The sequence below is a fragment of the Micromonospora sp. WMMD708 genome (assembly GCF_049315245.1).
In the GTDB taxonomy this organism is placed as follows: Bacteria; Actinomycetota; Actinomycetes; order Mycobacteriales; family Micromonosporaceae; genus Micromonospora; species Micromonospora wenchangensis.
The window spans coordinates 2,847,929-2,865,318 of sequence record NZ_CP186060.1 but is presented as its reverse complement, the minus strand read 5'-3'; the positions used below and the strand labels follow the sequence as shown (position 1 = coordinate 2,865,318).

At 75.4% G+C, this 17,390-nt stretch carries 13 protein-coding genes and 1 pseudogene; 5 read left to right on the top strand and 9 right to left on the bottom strand.

From position 1 onward, the window contains the following. The first annotated feature begins 98 nt into the window (after positions 1–98). From ACN260_RS12560 to ACN260_RS12545, 4 genes are all read left to right on the top strand, one after another. The gene (locus ACN260_RS12560; protein ID WP_422756129.1) at positions 99–983 is read left to right on the top strand and encodes an AfsR/SARP family transcriptional regulator; all 885 of its coding nucleotides are present in this window, start codon (positions 99–101) and stop codon (positions 981–983) included. Next, positions 980–1,327, top strand: a complete 348-nt coding sequence (locus ACN260_RS12555) for a TcmI family type II polyketide cyclase (RefSeq protein WP_422756128.1) — start codon at positions 980–982, stop codon at positions 1,325–1,327. The genes ACN260_RS12560 and ACN260_RS12555 overlap by 4 nt, the downstream gene beginning before the upstream one ends. A gap of 230 nt (positions 1,328–1,557) precedes the next feature. Continuing rightward, on the top strand, positions 1,558–2,826 hold the full coding sequence (locus ACN260_RS12550; RefSeq protein WP_422756127.1) for a hypothetical protein: 1,269 nt from the start codon (positions 1,558–1,560) through the stop codon (positions 2,824–2,826). A gap of 197 nt (positions 2,827–3,023) precedes the next feature. Then, complete coding sequence (locus tag ACN260_RS12545; RefSeq protein WP_145919792.1) at positions 3,024–3,230, top strand: hypothetical protein; 207 nt, start codon at positions 3,024–3,026, stop codon at positions 3,228–3,230. Positions 3,231–3,475: 245 nt separating this feature from the next. On the opposite strand, the gene ACN260_RS12540 is transcribed toward ACN260_RS12545, so the two are convergent. From ACN260_RS12540 to ACN260_RS12520, 5 genes are all read right to left on the bottom strand, one after another. Continuing rightward, entirely contained in the window at positions 3,476–5,584 is a 2,109-nt protein-coding gene (locus tag ACN260_RS12540) for an amino acid transporter (protein ID WP_422756126.1), read from the bottom strand. Between the two features lie 82 nt (positions 5,585–5,666). Further along, positions 5,667–6,077, bottom strand: coding sequence for a hypothetical protein (locus ACN260_RS12535; RefSeq protein WP_422756125.1), 411 nt, complete (start codon positions 6,075–6,077; stop codon positions 5,667–5,669). A gap of 46 nt (positions 6,078–6,123) precedes the next feature. Further along, entirely contained in the window at positions 6,124–6,873 is a 750-nt protein-coding gene (locus tag ACN260_RS12530) for an aminoglycoside phosphotransferase family protein (RefSeq protein WP_422756124.1), read from the bottom strand. Positions 6,874–6,947: 74 nt separating this feature from the next. Then, positions 6,948–7,718: a DUF5995 family protein gene (locus ACN260_RS12525; RefSeq protein ID WP_204922932.1), complete on the bottom strand. Its 771-nt coding sequence runs from the start codon at positions 7,716–7,718 to the stop codon at positions 6,948–6,950. A gap of 116 nt (positions 7,719–7,834) precedes the next feature. After that, complete coding sequence (locus ACN260_RS12520; RefSeq protein ID WP_422756123.1) at positions 7,835–10,828, bottom strand: helix-turn-helix transcriptional regulator; 2,994 nt, start codon at positions 10,826–10,828, stop codon at positions 7,835–7,837. A 195-nt stretch (positions 10,829–11,023) separates the two neighbouring features. Here ACN260_RS12520 and ACN260_RS12515 point away from each other — a divergent pair, with 195 nt between their 5' ends. Then, a complete protein-coding gene (locus tag ACN260_RS12515) occupies positions 11,024–13,390 on the top strand; it encodes an AAA family ATPase (protein WP_422756122.1) in 2,367 nt (788 codons plus the stop codon). 9 nt (positions 13,391–13,399) lie between these two features. Here ACN260_RS12515 and ACN260_RS12510 read toward each other — a convergent pair whose 3' ends face one another. The 4 genes and pseudogenes from ACN260_RS12510 to ACN260_RS12495 all read right to left on the bottom strand — a co-directional run bounded on the left by ACN260_RS12510 (position 13,400) and on the right by ACN260_RS12495 (position 17,386). Next, positions 13,400–14,419: an ABC transporter ATP-binding protein gene (locus ACN260_RS12510; protein ID WP_422756121.1), complete on the bottom strand. Its 1,020-nt coding sequence runs from the start codon at positions 14,417–14,419 to the stop codon at positions 13,400–13,402. A 68-nt stretch (positions 14,420–14,487) separates the two neighbouring features. Further along, positions 14,488–15,498 (bottom strand): annotated as a pseudogene (locus ACN260_RS12505) (ABC transporter ATP-binding protein); the annotation flags it as partial. Then, complete coding sequence (locus ACN260_RS12500) at positions 15,495–16,376, bottom strand: ABC transporter permease (protein WP_422756698.1); 882 nt, start codon at positions 16,374–16,376, stop codon at positions 15,495–15,497. The pseudogene ACN260_RS12505 and the gene ACN260_RS12500, both read right to left, overlap by 4 nt. A gap of 65 nt (positions 16,377–16,441) precedes the next feature. After that, positions 16,442–17,386, bottom strand: coding sequence for an ABC transporter permease (locus tag ACN260_RS12495; protein ID WP_422756120.1), 945 nt, complete (start codon positions 17,384–17,386; stop codon positions 16,442–16,444). Positions 17,387–17,390: the final 4 nt, after the last annotated feature.

Here is a 17,390-nt window from a genome sequence, read left to right as displayed (position 1 = left end):
GGCTCGGCCGCGCAGTGAACCGGCCACGGCGTCGCGGGGGACCGCGTCGGGACACCGGACGATCTGGACCCAGGTTTCCGTGCAGGGGGGGTGCGCCCGTGACCGGTCATGCCAGCACGCCGACCAGCGACGTCCCGGCCGACCCGCCGGTACACCTGCACCTGCTCGGCGGTTTCCGGCTGCTGCACGGCGACACCCCCGTGGTCGTCCCCCGGGGGCTGCAACGCGTCATCGCCCTGATCGGGCTGCGCCCCGGCGCCACCCGCAGCAACCTCGCCGGCCTGCTCTGGCCCGAGGTACCCGAGGAACGGGCGCTGTCGTCCCTGCGGACCGCCCTGTGGCGGCTGCGCCAGGACCCCTGCTGCCCACTGCTGGTCAGCGGGGACACCGTCCGCCTCGACCCGGCGGTCCGGCTCGACGTGGACGACCTGGTCGCCACCGCCGCCCGGATCCGCGACGGGGGCGACCCGCGCGCCGCCGCCGACGCGCTCGCCGCCGGCAGCCGCGACCTGCTCCCCGGCTGGTACGACGACTGGGTGCTGCTGGACCGGGAACGGCTGCGCCAGCTCCGGCTGCACATGCTCGAACAGCTCGCCGCCGACCACCTCGACGCCGGCCGGCACGGCGAGGCGTTGCAGGCCGCCCTGGAGGCGATGGCCGCCGAACCGCTGCGGGAGACCCCGCACCGCCTGGTGGTGCGCATCCACCTCGCCGAGGGCAACGCGTTCGAGGCGGTGCACGCCTTCTACGTCTACCGGGACCTGCTCATGCGGGAACTGCGCCTGGAACCCTCCCCCGCGATGTGCGCCCTGGTCGACGAGACCCTCGCCCCGATCCGGCAGGCCAGCCGCCGCACCCCGGCCGCCCGCCGTCACGAGCCGGCCGGACGGCGTGACGACCAGGTGACAGCCCCACCGCCAGGGTGGACCCACCGTGAGCCCTGGACCGATCGGGGCGCGCCACCGGCGAGAGGGGTCCGATGAGCCGTCTGGTGATCGTCAGCAGGATCATTCCCGGCGCGGAGGGGCGGGTCGCCCAGATCTTCGCCGAAGCCGACGCGACCGAACTACCCGGACTCACCGGGCTGCGCCACCGCTCCCTGTACCGCCTGCACGACCTGTGCGTACATCTGATGGAGACCACCGAGGTGGACGTCGACACCCTGGTCACCGCCCGCCAGCACCCGCTGTACCAGCGGACCAACGAACGGTTGTCCGCCCACACGTCGGCGTACCTGCCCACCTGGCGGTCACCCCGGGACGCGCCGGCCGGCTGCTTCTACAGCTGGGACGTCTCCGACGCGCCCAGTCCCGAGTCGCTGCGCTGAACCGCCGGCCGGGCCGGCGGACGTCGCAGCCGGCCCGCTCCCGGGTCGCAGCGCAGCCGCCGACGTCCGACGACACCCTGTCGTGACGTCGATACCGCCCGACACCGGGCATTCCACCTGCGCAACGAGGTGTGGTCCTCCCTGTCGTCCGACATTCGCGTGTGCAAAGCTGCGGCGGGTTTTCGCGTTTTCCTCGCGACTTCAACGACATACGCAATAGGGAGGTAGCCGTGCCGTCGACTGTCGGGCAGTGGCTCGTCGTGATCCTGGCCCTGCTGGTGGGCCTGGCCGGAGGCTGGGCGCTGTGGGGACGGCAGAAGCCGACCGCCGCCGTCGCGCCCATCGTGGAGGGTGACCCGGTCGTCGGGCTCACCCCCGAGGAGAAGGCCGCGGCCACGATCGACGCCCCGCGCCCGGCCGCCACGGTCGACGACTCCCCGGCACCCACCGCCGTCGTCGACGAACCCACCCCGCACGTCGCGCCGGACCCCGACCAGCTCACCCCGGCCACCACCGGGTCGGCCGCTTCCGCCGACCCGACGGCCTCCGCCGGCGAGGACGTCGCCGTCAACGGCACGTCCAGCACGGTCGCCGCCGACCGGACCGCCCCACTGCCGGACCTCGCGGACGAACCCACCACCCTCGACCTGACCGGCCGCGTCACCCCGGGCGACGCGCCCACGGGCGGCGTCACCGAGGAGACCGCCGCACCGGTCCCCGCGCCCCGGGCCACCGTCGAGGACACCCCGGACAGCGCGGCAGCCGACCTGCCGGACCCGACCCCGGCGGACCCGGAGCCGGCCGCCACGGCCCCGGTCACGGCCTCGGAGGCGACCCCGGCCGCCGAGCCGGCTCCGGCTCCCGGGTCGACCCCGGCTGACGAGCCGAACCCGGCCGGTGAGCCGAACCCGGTCGACGTGTCGAACCCGGTCGACGACCCGGCTCCGGTCGACGTCGTCGGTTCGCCGGCCGGCGTCGCTGAGCCGGAACCGGCCGGCGTCGCGGAGGCCGAGCCGGCCGGCGCGCCCGGGCACACCTCCCCGCCGGTGGCCGACGTGGACGACGTCCCGGTCGCCGCCGAGCCGGTGATCCCGACGCAACGCACCCCCGACGCCGACAACACCCCGGTCCCGGACAGCACCCCGGTTTCGGATGGCGCTCCTGCGGACAGTGCCCCGGTCGCGGACAGTGCCCCGGCTTCGCCGGACGCCGTCGTCGCCGAGGTCGCGGCGGCGCAGGACGAGCCGGTGGACGATTTCCGGCGTATCCAGGGGGTCGGCCCGAAGATGGCCGCCGCCCTCCAGGCCGCCGGCATCCGCAGCTACCGGCAGCTCGCCGCGCTGGACGAGACGAGCCTGCGGGAGACGATCCGTGCCGCCGGGCTGCGTGCCACCGCGAGCCTGGCCACCTGGCCGCAGCAGGCGCAGGTGCTGGCCGGTGCGGGTGCCGAGGCCGAGCGGGTGCTGCCGACGCCGACCGGCGGCGACAGTCAGGACTGAATGTGCCGTGCCGACGGGGACCGGTGGACACGTGCGAGGCGTGGCCGCCGGCCCCCGTCGTCCCCGGTGCGCGGTGGCCCTCCGTCGGTGAATGGGGCATTCATCGTGCTGACCGTTCCGGAATACCGTTTACCCGGTCCCGGCCGTTGGGTACATGGGCGTCACCTCGAACATCACACAAGCCGGGAGGCACCCCCATGCGCGGTTCGTCGATCCTCGGAGTCATCGTCGTCATCTGGCTGGTCATCGGCGCCATCGCCGCTGGTCAGCGCGGTTACTACGGGAATGACGACACCAACTGTGCCGAGGCCGGCACCATCCTGGTGACGATCGTGGCCGGGCCGCTGAACTACATCGGCGCCAACCCGAAGATCGACTGCAAGCTCCCCGAGCCGTCCAAGTAAGCCGCGCCTGCCCGGCCCGCGCCCACCCCTCGGGGCGCGGGCCGCATCATGTCCGCTCCAGATCACCCATCCCCGGCCCGCAGCACACCCCCTAACCATCCTAGGAACCCATCCCGTAGCCCCTCCCCGCCCCACCCATCGACGGTCGCCGCGCGGTGATCAAGAGATTGTGGACAGAAAATCCGCGCTCCGGTGACGCAAACCTCTTGATCACGCGGGATAAAAGGGGAGGGAGGGGGTGGGGGTCAGGCGCCTACGTGGATGCCGGGGCGGCGGGAGGGGTCGGGTTCGCTCTTGCGGATGATCTCGCGGACCACGGGCGGGGTGTCGCCCCGACCGAGGATCAGGTAGCGCAGCAGGTGGGCGATGGGGTTGCCCTCGGACCACTCGAAGTGGGCGTGCGGGCGGACCCCCGTACCGTCGCGCAGCGCCAACAGGATGGCGGCGATCGCGTTCGGCACCGCCGGGCTGCTGGCCCGCAGCACCCGGAAGCCGCCGACCTCGACCCCGTGCACCCACAGCACCTGGCTGAACTCCGACGGGTCCACCACGTCGATCTCCAGAAAGAGCACGTCGGAGGCGCCCGGCACCGGGTTCATGCTGCGCTGCGCCCGCTCCTTGACCCGGTACTCCTTGAGCGCGCCGCTGTCGCGCTTGTGGGCGATCAGGTGCAGCCGGCCGTCGTGGGCCAGCGACTCGGCGACGAACCGCCGGGCCGGCTCGTCGAACTCGATCCGCTCGGTGCGCAGCTCGGTGGTCCGGGTGATCCGGGAGACCAGCGACACCACCACGATGCCGGCGATGAACATGCCGGAGATGGCGAGCCCGTCGGGCTTCTCGATGACGTTCTCGACCAGCGCGTAGAGCAGCACGGCGGTGAGCACCGCGAAGCCGGACGTGGCGAACCGGTGCCGGGCCCGGACGGTCGCGATGGTCACCGCCACCGCGCCGGAGACCATCATCGCCAGGATGCCGGTGGCGTACGCACCGGCCTGGGCGTTGACGTCGGCCCGGAAGGCGACGGTGAGGACGATGCTGATCAGGGTGTAGACCAGCACCACCGGCCGGACCGCCCGGCCCCACTCCGGTGCCATCCCGTACGACGGCAGGTAACGCGGCACGATGTTGATCAGGCCGGCCATCGCCGACGCCCCGGCGAACCAGAGGATCAACACGCTGCTGACGTCGTAGAGCGTGCCGAACCCCTCCCCCAGCCGGGCGTGGGCCAGCCAGGCCAACGCCCGACCGTTCGCCGCGCCGCCCGGCTGGAACTCCCGGGGCGGGATCAGCACGGTGGTGACGAACGTGGTGGTCAGCAGGTACACCGACATGATCAGCGCGGCGGCGGTGAGCAGCCGGCGGGTGTTGCGGATCCGCGCGGCCAACCGCTGCCCACGGTCCTCGCCCGCCCCGCGTACCAGGGGCATCATGCTCACCCCGGTCTCGAAGCCGGACAGGCCCAGCACCAGCAGCGGGAAGGCCAGCACCGCCGGGCCGAGCAGGTCACCCGCCCCGGAACCCCCGGCGGTCAGGGTAGCCGTCCAGTTCCGCACGACGCCCGGGTCGGCGGCGATCCCGGCCAGGCCGTCGGCCACGATCACCGCGTTGAGACCGAGGAAGACCACCACCAGGGGTACGGCCACCAGCACCGCCTCGCTGAACCCGAGCAGGAACACCCCGCCGAGGACGAGCAGCAGCGCCACCGTCACCAGCACGGCCACCCCCTCGCCGTGCGGCGCCGACGACGGCAGGTACGGGTTCTCCAGCAGGTGCACCGTGGCGTCGGCGGCGGACAGCGTGATCGTGACGATCCACGAGGTGGCGACGAAGCCGAGCAGCACCAGGACGAAGATCTTGCCCCGCCAGAACGGCAGCAGCCGCTCCAGCATCGCCACCGACCCCTGCCCGTGCGGGCTCTCCCGGGCGACCCGCCGGTACATCGGCAGCATCCCGAGCAGGGTCAGCGCCACGATCAGCAGGGTGGCCAGCGGGGAGAGCGCCCCGGCGGCCAACGCCGCGATGCCCGGCAGGTAGGACAGCGTCGAGAAGTAGTCGACCCCGGTCAGGCACATCACCTGCCACCAGGGGTGCCGGCGCTGGCTGCCCTCCTCGCTCTCCGGGCCGACCGGCTGCACCCGGTACGCGAACAGCCACCGGCGCAGCGCGCCACCGGGCCGGGCCGGCCGGGCGTGACTGTTCACGCACTCCGGCAGGCCCACCGGCCCGGGTCGGGTGCGCTCACCCTGGCCGGCGTCCCGGGCCTCGCGCAGCGCCCGCCCGTGCCCCGGCGGTGACGCGCTCCCCCGTCGTTCCCGGGTGCGCCGTCCCCGCGTCCCGTCCCGCCCGTCCGCCATCCGCCGACCGCCCTCGTGTCCCCTGTCCCCGACGGTAGGCGTTGGGAGCGGTCCGGCCGGCCGGAACCGGGGAAGCCGGACGTCAGGCGGGACGGTGCCGACCGGCCGGGGTACGGCCCAGCGCCGCCAGCAGGGCGTCCGGGTCGGTCACCGTCACGGTGGCCGCCGGGTGGCGCAGCCACCGGCCGGGGGCCAGCCCCGGCACCGGCGTACCGAACCGCAGGCACACCCCGGCCGTGGTGCCGGTGCCGAAGGTGACCCCCCGGTCGGCCAGGGACAGGTGCGGCCCGACGGCCCGCCACCAGCGGTACGGTCCGCCGAGCTGGGCGTCGACCACGTTCGCCCGGTCGGTCCGCAGCCGGAAGCGGCCGAACCGGATCACCAGTTCCGCGTCGTCGAGCAGCACGGTGCAGGTCTGCGGTCGGATGCCGAGCAGCGCCAACGGCACCCGGAAGGCCGGGTCGAAGCGGAACGCGAACCGGTGTGCGGGCATGACCGACGGGTACCCCGGCCGGGCCGTCCGACACCCCGCCGCCGGGTCATGCCAGGGCGCGGGTCCAGTCGTCGACGTGCGCCGACAGGTGGGCGGCGACGGCCCGCCAGTAGGGGCCGTCCCCGGCGTGGATCCGGGCCCAGGGCTGGATGCCGCGCCGGGCGCCGTCGCGCAGCAGGTCGTACATGGCCCGCGCCCGGGGGCCGAGGGTCGCGGCGAGCGCGGGCCGGTCCGCCGCCGGCAGGTCGTACCCGTCGACCAGGGCGCGCAGCCGGCGGGCCGAGTCGGGCACCGGCCGGTCGGGGCGCATCCCGGCCATGGCCTGCGCGGCGTACGCCAGTTCCCAGCGGCGGGTGCCGGGGCCGACGCCGTCCCAGTCGATCAGCACCCAGCCGCGCGGGGCGCGGACCAGGTTCCACGGCGCCGGGTCGTGGTGGCAGAGCAGGTCCGTGCCGTCGGGGCGGATCGGCACCTGCCAGTGGGCCGGTTCGGGGGGCACGAAACCGGCGGTGGCGCGGTGCAGGTCGGCCAGCAGCCGGCCGATCGAGGGCAGCTCCGCGGTCGGGTACAGGCCCGAGGGGTGGCCCAGCTCCCCCGGCACGTACTCCAGCACCTGCCGGCCCTGCCCGTCGCGGCCCAGCGGCCGGGGCGCGCCGTCGAAGCCGACGGCGTGCAGGTGGGTCAGCAGGGCGTCGACGGCGTCGGTCCACGGGCCGACCGGCCGGCGGACGGTGTCACCGACCCGCACCACGCCGGTGGTGACGTTGCCGGGCAGCGGCTCCTCGATCGGACTCATCCGGTCATCCTGGTGCAACGGACGCGTCCCCGCGCCCCGGTTTCCCGGGGCGCGGGGACCCCCCGTCCCGGCTGCTACTGCAGGAACGCCCCCAGCGGTGACAGCAGCAGCCGGCCGAGCGCCGCGGCATTGTCGTCCAGCCGGGTGCGCTCGCAGTCTCGGGCCTGCGGGTCGTGCCGGCAACGCCAGATCTTCTGCGCGTTGCGCCAGGCCACGTCCCTGGTGTACTCGACCAGTTCGCCCTGGTACCAGTCGTCGATGTCGCCGTTGAGCATGTCCAGGAGCAGCTGCCACCGCTCCAGGTACCCCCGCCGCAGCGTCGGGATCTTGTCGGCGAAGATGTCGTTGATCTTGAGGTAGTCGCGGTGCTGCTCGGTGCCGTCCACCGGCTCGGACTCCAGGTGGTCGAACGTGGTCACCAGGGCGAACGGCAGGTCGAAGTTGATGTGCGCGTTCACCCCCGCCGCCGCCGACGGCAACGGCCGGGCGTCCGGGCCGCGCATCCGCTTGAACAGGCACGACCAGGCGCGCGGGGTGGTCGGGCTGGACTCGGTCCACAGCCGCAACGCGTCGAAGTAGCGGGCGGCGAACTCCACGTCCAGCCGGGACAGGAACACCGGGTCGGCGAAGTAGTCGTCGTAGAGCCCCTCCAGCACCCGGCTGGTGATGGTCAGGTAGAGCCGGTTGAAGTCGGCGAGCGGGCAGCTGCGCTCCAGCGGTGGCAGCCGCACCAGCAGGTCCTGGAGCTTGGTGAGGTGGTCGACCACCGCCGGGACGTCCTCCGGGTGGTCGGCGAGGAGATCGACGATGTCCGCGTGGACGGGCCCCCAGACCGGTTCCGTCATGTCTCCTCCACAGTGGTCGGGGCAGCGCCGCGCCGTCGTTTCCGATGCACAGCCTGTCAGCGCCGGCCGCGCCGGGGATCAGTAGAACGACGTATTCGCCCGCGCCGGACCTACGCTCACCCGCCCCGGTTACGCAGGTGGATGGCGCTGGCCTGGACCCTGGTCCGCACCTGGAGCTTGTCGAAGATGTGCGACACGTGCACACCGATGGTGCGTTCGCTGATGAACAGCCGCTGACCGATCTCCCTGTTGGTCAGCCCTTCGGCGACAGCGGCGAGCACCTCCCGCTCCCGCGCGGTCAGCAGGGCCAGCTCGTCGGCCCCCGACGGGGTGGCCGCGGTCTCCGCCGCCGCGACGGCGCGGCCGCGACCCGTGCCCGACGACCGGGAACCGCCCGTGCGGGCCGCCGGGATCCGCCCCGCCCCGGGCTGGGCCCGCCCGGTCAGCTCCACCCTGGCCCGGCCGGCCAGCGTCCGGATCTCGCTGGTCAACGGCACCGCACCCAGGCTCGACGCCATCTCGTGCGCCTGCCGCAGCAGGGTGGTCGCCGTGCTGCTGCGGCTGCGCCTGGCCAGCAGCGCCTCGGCCTGCCGCAGCCGGGAGTAGGCCGCCGGGTAGGGGTGGTTCCGCTTGTCCCACTCGGCCGCCGACCGGGCCCAGGCGTCCGGGTCGCCCCGGCCGTCGAGGCGGCTCAGCTCGGCCGTACACAACGCCAGGAATCCGTCGGCGTTGACCCGTACCGGCCCGGCGGCCGTCGCGCTCTTGGCCGCCACCCGGTCGACCGCGTCGCGCAGCCGGCGGACCGCCGTCTCGTCCACGGCCACCGTACGGCTCGCGTGTGCCTCCGCCTCCGCGCGCAGCCCGTGCCAGGCCAGCGTGCCCAGCAGCACCACGTCGTCGGAGCGGCTCTCGGTCAGCCCCCGCTGCACGGCCTGCCGGGCCACGTCGTGCCGGCCCTGCCACATGGCCAGCCCGGCCCGCAGGATCAGCATCGGCAGGACGTGCCGGGGCGCGCCACCGCCGGCGAGCATCGTCGCCACCGCCTCCAGGTCCCGGTCGGAGGCCTCGACGTCGCCGTACCCGACGGAGAGCCGGCAGCGGGCCAGCAGCAACTCGACCGCGTCGGCCCCGGACGGGCGGTGCCGCAGCGCCGCCGCGACCACCTTCTCCGCCTCGGCCCACTGGCCGACCCGGAACAGCCCGTTGGTGGCGATCGCCAGCAACCGGGTCTCGTAGGTGCGGCCCAGGCCCAGCTCGGCGACCCGCTCGGCACCCCGGCGGGCCACCACCACCCCCTCCTCCAGGATGTTCAGCGGCCCGGTCAGCAGCTCCGCCAGGTGCAGGTACGCGCAGGCCACGTCCTCCGGACCGCCGGAGCGTTCGGCGGTCTCCAGGGCCCGGCGCACCACGGCCAGCCCGGCGTCCGGGTCCTCCAGGAACGCCTCGCTGAAGCCCAGCGCGGAGCTGGCCAGCACCACCTCCGTGGTGCTGCCGTCGACCGACGCGGCCAGTTCCAGGGCCTCCCGCGCGCGTTGCCCGGCGTCGGCGTACCGGCCCAGGTGCAGCAGCAGCTCGGCCAGCCGGGCGGCGGCGGTGGCCCGTTCCCGGGCGGTGCACGCGGCGGCCTCCAGCACGCTGCGGTACTCCGCCTCGGCGGGGGCGGACCGGCCGGCGGCGGCCAGGTAGCGGGCCCGTTGGATGCGCACCGCGCAGGACGGGTCGAGCGGCTCGCCCCCGGTCAACTCGGCCAGCAGGGACAACGCGCGGGCGTGCTCGCCGCTCTTGTGGGCGGCCTCGGCGGCCCGCCCCAGCAGCACCGCCCGGTCCACCTCGGGTGGGGCGTCCACCGGCCCGGTGACCGGCGTCGCGGCCAGCTGCAACGCCGCCGTCCAGTGCCGGTGCGCCTCGGCGAAACCGTGCAGCCGTTCGGCCTCCCGGGCGGCGGCCATCGCCGCCGGCAGGGCCCGGCCGGGCTCCCCGGCCAGCCGCCAGTGGTGGGCCAGCCGGGCCTGGTGCAGTTCCGCCGGGACCCGGGTGAGCGCCTCGGCGTAGCGGCGGTGCAGGCCGGCGCGTTCCGCCGGGAGCAGCTCGTGGGCGAGCACCTCGGCGACCAGCCGGTGCCGCAGCCGGTAGCCGTCGTCCGCGCCGACGAGCAACCGGTGGGCGACCGCCTCGCGCAGCGCCTCGATGAGTTCCGCCTCGGGCAGGCCGAGCACCTCGGCCAGCAGCCAGTGCTCGACCGGTTCGACGCCCGCCGCCACCGCGTGCACCGCGGCGTGCGCGTGCCGGGGCAGCGCGTCCACCCGGGACAGGAAGATCTCGCGCAGCGTGTCGGACAGCCCGTCGCGGCCGTCGCGCAGGTCACGGGCCAGTTCCTCGACCACGAACGGGTTGCCGCCACTGCGCTGCCAGACCTGGTCGGCGGCCTCCGGGGCGAGCGGCGCGCCGACGATCTCGGCGGCCAGCAGGTCGGTGCTGGTGCGGTCGAGGGGGCCCAGGTCGAGCACCCGCACCGACCGCAGCCGGCGCAGCTCGGTGAGCACCCGGCGCAGCGGGTGGGCCCCCTGCAACGAATCGGCCCGCACCGCCGCCAGCACCGACAGTTGCAGGTCGCCCAGGCCGGCGAGCAGGTAGAGCAGGAGTTGCCGGGTGGTCCGGTCCACCCACTGCAGGTCGTCGAGGACGAGCACCAGCGGACGCCCCTCGGCGATTAGGCTCAGCCCCCGGGAGACCCGTTCCAGCAGCGCCCCGGCGCTGTCCGCGCCGCCGCTGTCCTCGGCGAACGTCCGCAGCAGACCCCGCACCGCCGAGGAGGTGCGGGCCTGGCCGGCGGTGAGGTCGGCGTCGAAGCGGCGTAACGCCTGGAGCACCGGATGCAGCGGGGAGGCGTCGCCGATGTCCAGGCAGGAGCCGGTGAGCACCACCGCTCCCGCGTCCCGCAGCCGCGCCGCGGCCTCGGTGAGCAACCGGGTCTTGCCCACCCCGCTCTCACCGGTGACGAAGACGGCGGCGGTCTGCCCGGGGCCGATCTCGTCGTGGAGCGCGGCGCGCAGCACCGCCAGCTGGTCGGCGCGGCCGACGAGCGGTGCGCTGTCCACATCGCTGGCCATGTCCGCAGCCTAGTCACAGGTCCCCGCACCGTTCTACGGGCTGGATCCGGCATTGGTACCTCTCGCGTCGATATTGCGACTAAAGGTGGCGACCGACCGACATACGTCGTTCGGCAGATCCCCCGTCAGCCCGGTGGTGACAGTCTCCGATCGTCGTCGACAACAGCAGCACCGCGCAGGAGAGGGGTGGGTGGGATGCCACTGTCCACGGTCGGTACCGGTCGGGAAGACGCCACCACGACGCCCTGGCCGGTGCCGCAGGAACGACGCACGCTGACCGTGCTCTTCGCCGACATCGTCGGGTCGACCGCGGTGACCGAACGGCTCGACCCGGAGGATGTCCGGGCGGTGCAGTTCGCCTACTTCGACACCGTCGCCGGGGTGCTGCGCCGCTGGCAGGGGACGGTGGAGAAGTACGTCGGCGACGCGGTGATGGCGCTGTTCGGGGCGCGTACCTCCGACGGTTTGGACGGCTACCGGGCGGTGCGGGCGGCCCTGGAGATCCAGGCCGCGCTGGACCGGCGGACGCTGCCCGGCGGGGTGACGTTGCGGGTCCGGGTGGGTGTCGCCACCGGCGAGGCCGTGGTCGACCTGGCGGCCGCCCGCGACGGCGGGCACGGCATGGCCTCCGGCGCGGTCCTCACCACCGCCGCCCGCATCCAGGGGTACGCCCCGGCGGGTGGCGTGGTCGTCTGCGCGGCCACCCACCGGGCCACCGCCGGCCTGGTCGACCAGCACGCCCTCGCCCCGGCCAGCCTCACCGGCAAGGCGCTGCCGGTCGACGTCTGGCGGGTCACCCGCCCGACCCGCCACCGGCCGGCCCGCCACGACGGCCCGCTCATCGGTCGACGCCGGGAGGTCGCCACCGTCCTTGACCAGCTGACCGGGGCGGTCCGGGAGCATCGTCCACGGTGGGTGGCCCTCACCGGCCCGGACGGGATCGGCCGCAGCCGGATGCTGGCCGAGCTGCGCCACCGGCTGCCCGAGGTCGACGGCCGGGCGGTGCGCTGGGCGGTGGCGCACTGCCCACCGTACCCGGAGCAGGTGTTCGGGCCGGTCGCGGAGCTGCTGCGGGACCTGGCGGGGCTGCCCGTCGGCGACCCGACGGACACGGTCGGCCCCCGGCTGGCCGCCCTGGTCGACGGGCTGGTCCCGGCGGGTCAGGTCGGTCCGACCGTGGCGGCGCTCGCCGCGCTGCTGGACACCCCGGACCGGTCGGCGGTGGCCGGGGCCGCGGCGGTACGCCGGGTCCTGCTCGCCCTGGCCGCCCGCCGGCCGGTGGTGGTCGGCGTGGACGACCTGGACCGGGCCGCCCCGGAGCTGGGACGGTTCCTGCACGCGCTGTTCGCCGCCGCGACCGACCGGGGTCTGCCGCTGGCGGTGCTGGCCACCCACCGGCCGGACCGGACGGACCCGCTGCCCGCGCCCGCCGGCCGGCACCGGGTCGAACTGGCCCCGCTGGGTACCCTCCACACCGGCCGGTTGCTGCGCCGGCTGCTCGCCGGGTCCGGCCGGCCGGTCGGGGCGGCCACCCGGCTGGTGCCGCTGGTCGCCGGTCGGCCCGGCCACGCCGCCGCCTACGTCGAGGCGGTGCCCCGCCCGGGCACGGGCGGTGATCCTCTCGCCGGTCCGGCGGTGGAGCCTGCGCTGCCCGAGGCGCTGCGCCGCCGCGCCGCCGCCCGGCTGGACCGGTGCGACGGGGTACACCGGGCGGTGCTGATGGCCGCCGCGACCCTCGACGTCCCGGTCACCGCCCCGGCCGTGGCGGTGCTGCTCGGCTGGGCCCCGGATCGGGTGGCCGGGGCGCTGCGCCGGCTCACCGACGTGGGGCTGCTGGAGCCGTCGGCCCGGGGTGGCCTGGTGGTGGCCGACCCGGCCGTGCGCCGCTGCGCGTCCGACCGGCTGCCCCGCCCGGTCCGCGCCGACTTCGCCCGCCGGGCCGCATCCGCCGGGCTGGCCGGGGCGACCGAACAGGCCGGGGCCACCGATCCGGCCGGGGCAGTCGCCACGCGGGCCGGGGCAGTCCGGCCGACCGGCGTGACCGGGCGGGCCGGGGCCCGCCGCCCGCTCGGGGTGCCCCACCGGGCCGGGGTCTCGGGGCGGGTGGCACCCGTGCACCGGGCCGCACCGGGCCGGCGGACCGGGGCCACCCGGGCGGCGGAACCGGTCCACCGCGCCGGGTCCGCCGGCCGGGGCGGACCGGCCCACCGCGCGGGTTCCGCCGGGCAGGACGCAGGAACTCACCGGGCGAGGTCCGCCGGTCAGTGGCCCGGGGCGGGTCGGCAGCCGGCGGTCCTCCCCTGGGCCGCCCGGCCCCACGAGCCACGCCGGGCGTCCGGCGGCACCGACGGCGGGCGGCCCGGGTGGGCGGCGGCCGTGACCGGACGTCCGTCGGCGCTGGCGGACCGGCCCGGCCGGAACGGCAGGCGGCTGGCCGCCGTCGTGCCGCTGCCGTTCCGACCATCCGGTGTCGCCGCTGCCCAGGGGCCGACGACCGGCCGGCGACGACGTGGGGAGGGGTTGCCGCCTCCCGCCGTACCGTTACCGGCGCGCGCCGCCTGACCCGCCGCCCTACCGGGGTCCGTCGGTGACCGGGGTGGGCAGGTCGGCGCGCATGGCGCGGACCGCCTCCCCGGCGAACAGGCACGCGGCCCGGTGACCGGGACCCACCTCGACCGGTGGCGGGTCGCTGTCGGCGCAGGCGGGACGGGCCTGCGGGCAACGGGTACGGAACCGGCAGCCGCTCGGCGGATCGGTCGGGCTGGGCAGCTCACCGGTGAGGATGATCCGCCGCCGGTGCCGTTCCACCCGCGGGTCCGCCACCGGAACCGCCGACAGCAACGCCGCCGTGTAGGGGTGCGCCGGTTCCCGCCAGAGCTGCGCCGGGGTGCCGGTCTCCACGATCCGGCCCAGGTACATCACCGCGATCCGGTCGCTGAGATGTTCCACCGCGGCCAGGTCGTGCGCGATGAACAGGTAGGTGAGTCCGAGGTCGCGTTGCAGCCGGCGCAGCAGGTTCATGATCTGCGCCTGCACGCTCAGGTCGAGCGACGCGATCGGCTCGTCGAGGACGATCAGGTCGGGTTCCCCGGCCAACGCGCGGGCGATGCCGACCCGCTGGCGTTGGCCGCCGGACAGCTCGTGCGGGTGCCGGCCGGCCGTCTCCGGCCGCAGGCCCACCAGGTCGAGCAGCTCGGCGACCCGGTGCCGGCGGGCGTCGGCCGAGCGCGCCAGCCGGTGCACGACAAGCGGTTCGGCGATGCTCGCGCCCACGGTGCGGCGCGGGTCCAGCGACGCCTGCGGGTCCTGGAACACCATGGCCACCCGGCGGCGCAGCCCGCGCAGCCGGCGACGCGACCAGCCGGTGACGTCCTGCCCGCCGACGACGATCCGGCCGCCGGTCGGGGCCACCAGCCGCAGCAGCGCCAGGCCGGTGGTGGACTTGCCGCTGCCGGACTCCCCCACCAGGCCCAGGGTCTCGCCCGACCGTACGGCCAGCGACACCCCGTCCACCGCCCGCACCGGTGGGCCACCGGGGCTGGGGAACCAGACGGTGAGGTCGTCGAGTTCGGCGATCGTTCCCGTACTCATCGGTCCTCCGGGGTGGACGGGCCCGGGTCGGCGGCGGCGGGCCGGGTCGCGGCCGCGTCGGCCCGGGACCCGGCAGCGGTGGCGGGGTAGAAGGTACGGACCCGGTGGGCGGGGGCGATCGGGACCAGCGGCGGCAGCTCGTGGGCGCAGCGGGCGTCCCCGCGCACCGGGCAGCGGGGCCAGAACGCGCACCCGGGCGGCAGGTCGAGCGGGCTGGGCGGCGCGCCGGGGATCGCCGCCAGGTCCTCCCCCGGAACGCCGGGCCGGGGCCGGGCCGCCAGCAGGGCCCGGGTGTACGGGTGTCCCGGCGCGACGAGGACCGCGTCGACCGGGCCCTGCTCGACGATCCGTCCCCCGTACATCACCGCGACGGTGTCGGCGATCCCGGCCACCACGCCGAGGTCGTGGGTGATCCAGACGACCGCGGTGCCGAGCCGGCGGCGCAGGTCGGCGACGAGTTCGACGATCTGCGCCTGGGTGGTGACGTCCAGCGCGGTGGTCGGCTCGTCGGCGATGAGCAGGGCCGGTTCGCAGGCCAGGGCCATCGCGATGACGACCCGTTGCCGCATCCCGCCGGAGAACTCGTGCGGGTGGGCGTCCACCCGCCGGCCGGGCGCCGGGATGCCGACCAGGTCGAGCAGCTCGACGGCGCGGGAGCGGGCCTGCCGCCGGCTCATCCCGAGGTGTTCCTCGCACGCCTCGGCGACCTGCCGGCCGACGGTGAGCACCGGGTTGAGGGTGGTCATCGGGTCCTGGAAGACGAAGCCGACGTGCCGGCCCCGCCACCGGCGACGGTCCGACCCGGACATGTCGGTCAGGTCCCGGCCCAGCAGCCGGACCCGGCCGGTGACGGTCGCGGAGCGCGGGGCCAGCCCGGTGGCGGCGAGCACCGTCATGCTCTTGCCGCTGCCGGACTCCCCGACCAGGGCGAGGGTCTCGCCGGGGGCCACCGACCAGTCGACCCCGGCGACCGCGCGGGCCGGGCCGTTGCGGGTGCCCAGGGTGACCGTCAGGTCGCTGATCTCCAGCACCGGCGTGTCCCCGGCGACCCGGGGCGACGGTACGGCGGCTCCGCTCATCGGGTGCTCCTGCGGGCTTCGCTGACGGTGAGCTGACGGGGGTCGAGCACGTCGCGCAGGGCGTCACCGACCAGGTTGAACGCGAGCACGGTCAGGAAGATCGCCGCGCCGGGGAAGAACCCCAGCCACCAGGCGTCGGTGACGAAACCGCGCCCGTCGTAGAGCATCCGGCCCCAGGCCGGCGCGGGGGGCTGCACGCCCAGCCCGAGGAAGGACAGCGCCGCCTCGGAGAGGATCGCGAAGGCCAACGACAGGGAGGTCTGCACGATCAGCGGGGCGGCGATGTTGGGCAGCACGTGCCGGCGCAGGATGCGCAGGTCGGAGGTGCCGATGGAGACGGCGGCCCGGACGAAGACCTGCTCCCGTACGGCGAGCACACCGGCCCGGGTCACCCGCGCGAAGATCGGGGTGTAGACCACCCCGATGGCGGTCGTGGCGGTGACCAGCCCCGGGCCGAGGACCGCGACGATCGCCACGGCGAGCAGCAGCACCGGGAACGCGAACAGCACGTCCATGCCGCGCATGAGGACGTTGTCCGTCCAGCCGCCGTACCAGCCGGCGAGCAGGCCGACGGTGACCCCGACGGCCAGGGCGATGCCGACGCTGACCAGGCCCACCTGCAACGACACCCGGGCCGCCACCAGGACCCGGCTGAGCACGTCGCGGCCCAACTCGTCGGTGCCGAACGGGTGCGCGCCGCTGGGCGGGCGCAGCATCTCCTCGACGTCCACGTCGTTGGTCCCGGCCGGGGCGAGCCACTGCCCGGCCAGCCCGACGACCAGCAGGACCAGCAGCACCACCGTGCCGGCGACGGCCGGCGGGTCGTGCCACAGCGCGGTCAGCACCCGGCGCAGGGTGCCCGCCCCGCCGGCCGCCACCGGCGGACGGTCGTCGACCGGGTCGACCGGCGGGGCGGCGGGGGGCGTCGCCCGGTCCCCGGCGCTCATCGCAGCGTGATCCTCGGGTCGAGGCGGGCGTAGAGGACGTCCACCAGCAGGTTCATCAGCAGGAACAGGGTGGCCACGAAGAGCACCGCGCCCTGCAGCACCGGATAGTCGCGGGCCTGGACGGCGTCGTAGGTGAGCCGGCCGACGCCCGGCCAGGCGAACAGCACCTCGATCACGATCACCCCGCCGACCAGGCTGGCCAGTTGCACCCCGACCACGGTGACCACCGGGATCAGCGCGTTGCGCAGCACGTGTCGCACGACCACCACCCGGGGGCGCAGCCCCTTGGCCTCGGCGGTGCGGACGTAGTCCTCGGCGAGCACCTCCAGCACCGAGGAGCGGATGAACCGGGTGAGGATGGAGGCGGTGACCAGGCCGACGGCGGCGGCGGGCAACACCACGTGCGACGCCCAGCCCACCGGGTCGTCGGTGAGCGCCACGTACCCCGACGGGGGAAGCCAGCCGAGCACCCCGGCGAAGAGCAGGATGCCCATGATGCCCGTCCAGAAGTCGGGGACGGAGACGCCGAACTGGCTGAACACCCGGGCGGCGTGGTCGACGAACGATCCGCTGCGCACCGCGGAGAGCACCCCGAGCGGGAAGGCGACGAGCAGGGCGAGCAGCACGGCGGTCACCGCCAGGGACAGGGTGGCGGGCAGCCGTTGCAGCACGATCGTGGTGACCGGCTGGCCGCTGCGGAAGCTGACCCCGAGGTCACCGGTGAGCGCGTTGCCGACGTAGCTGAGGTACTGCACGACCAGCGGACGGTCCAGCCCGGAGCGTTCCCGCAGCGCGTCGTAGGTCTGCTGGTCGAAGCGGGTGCCCAGGGAGACCCGGACCGGGTCGCCGGGGACCAGTTGCAGCAGCAGGAAGACCACCAGGGTCACCCCGAACAGGACGACGACCGACTGGAGCAGCCGCCGCAGGACGAAGCGTCCCACCCCG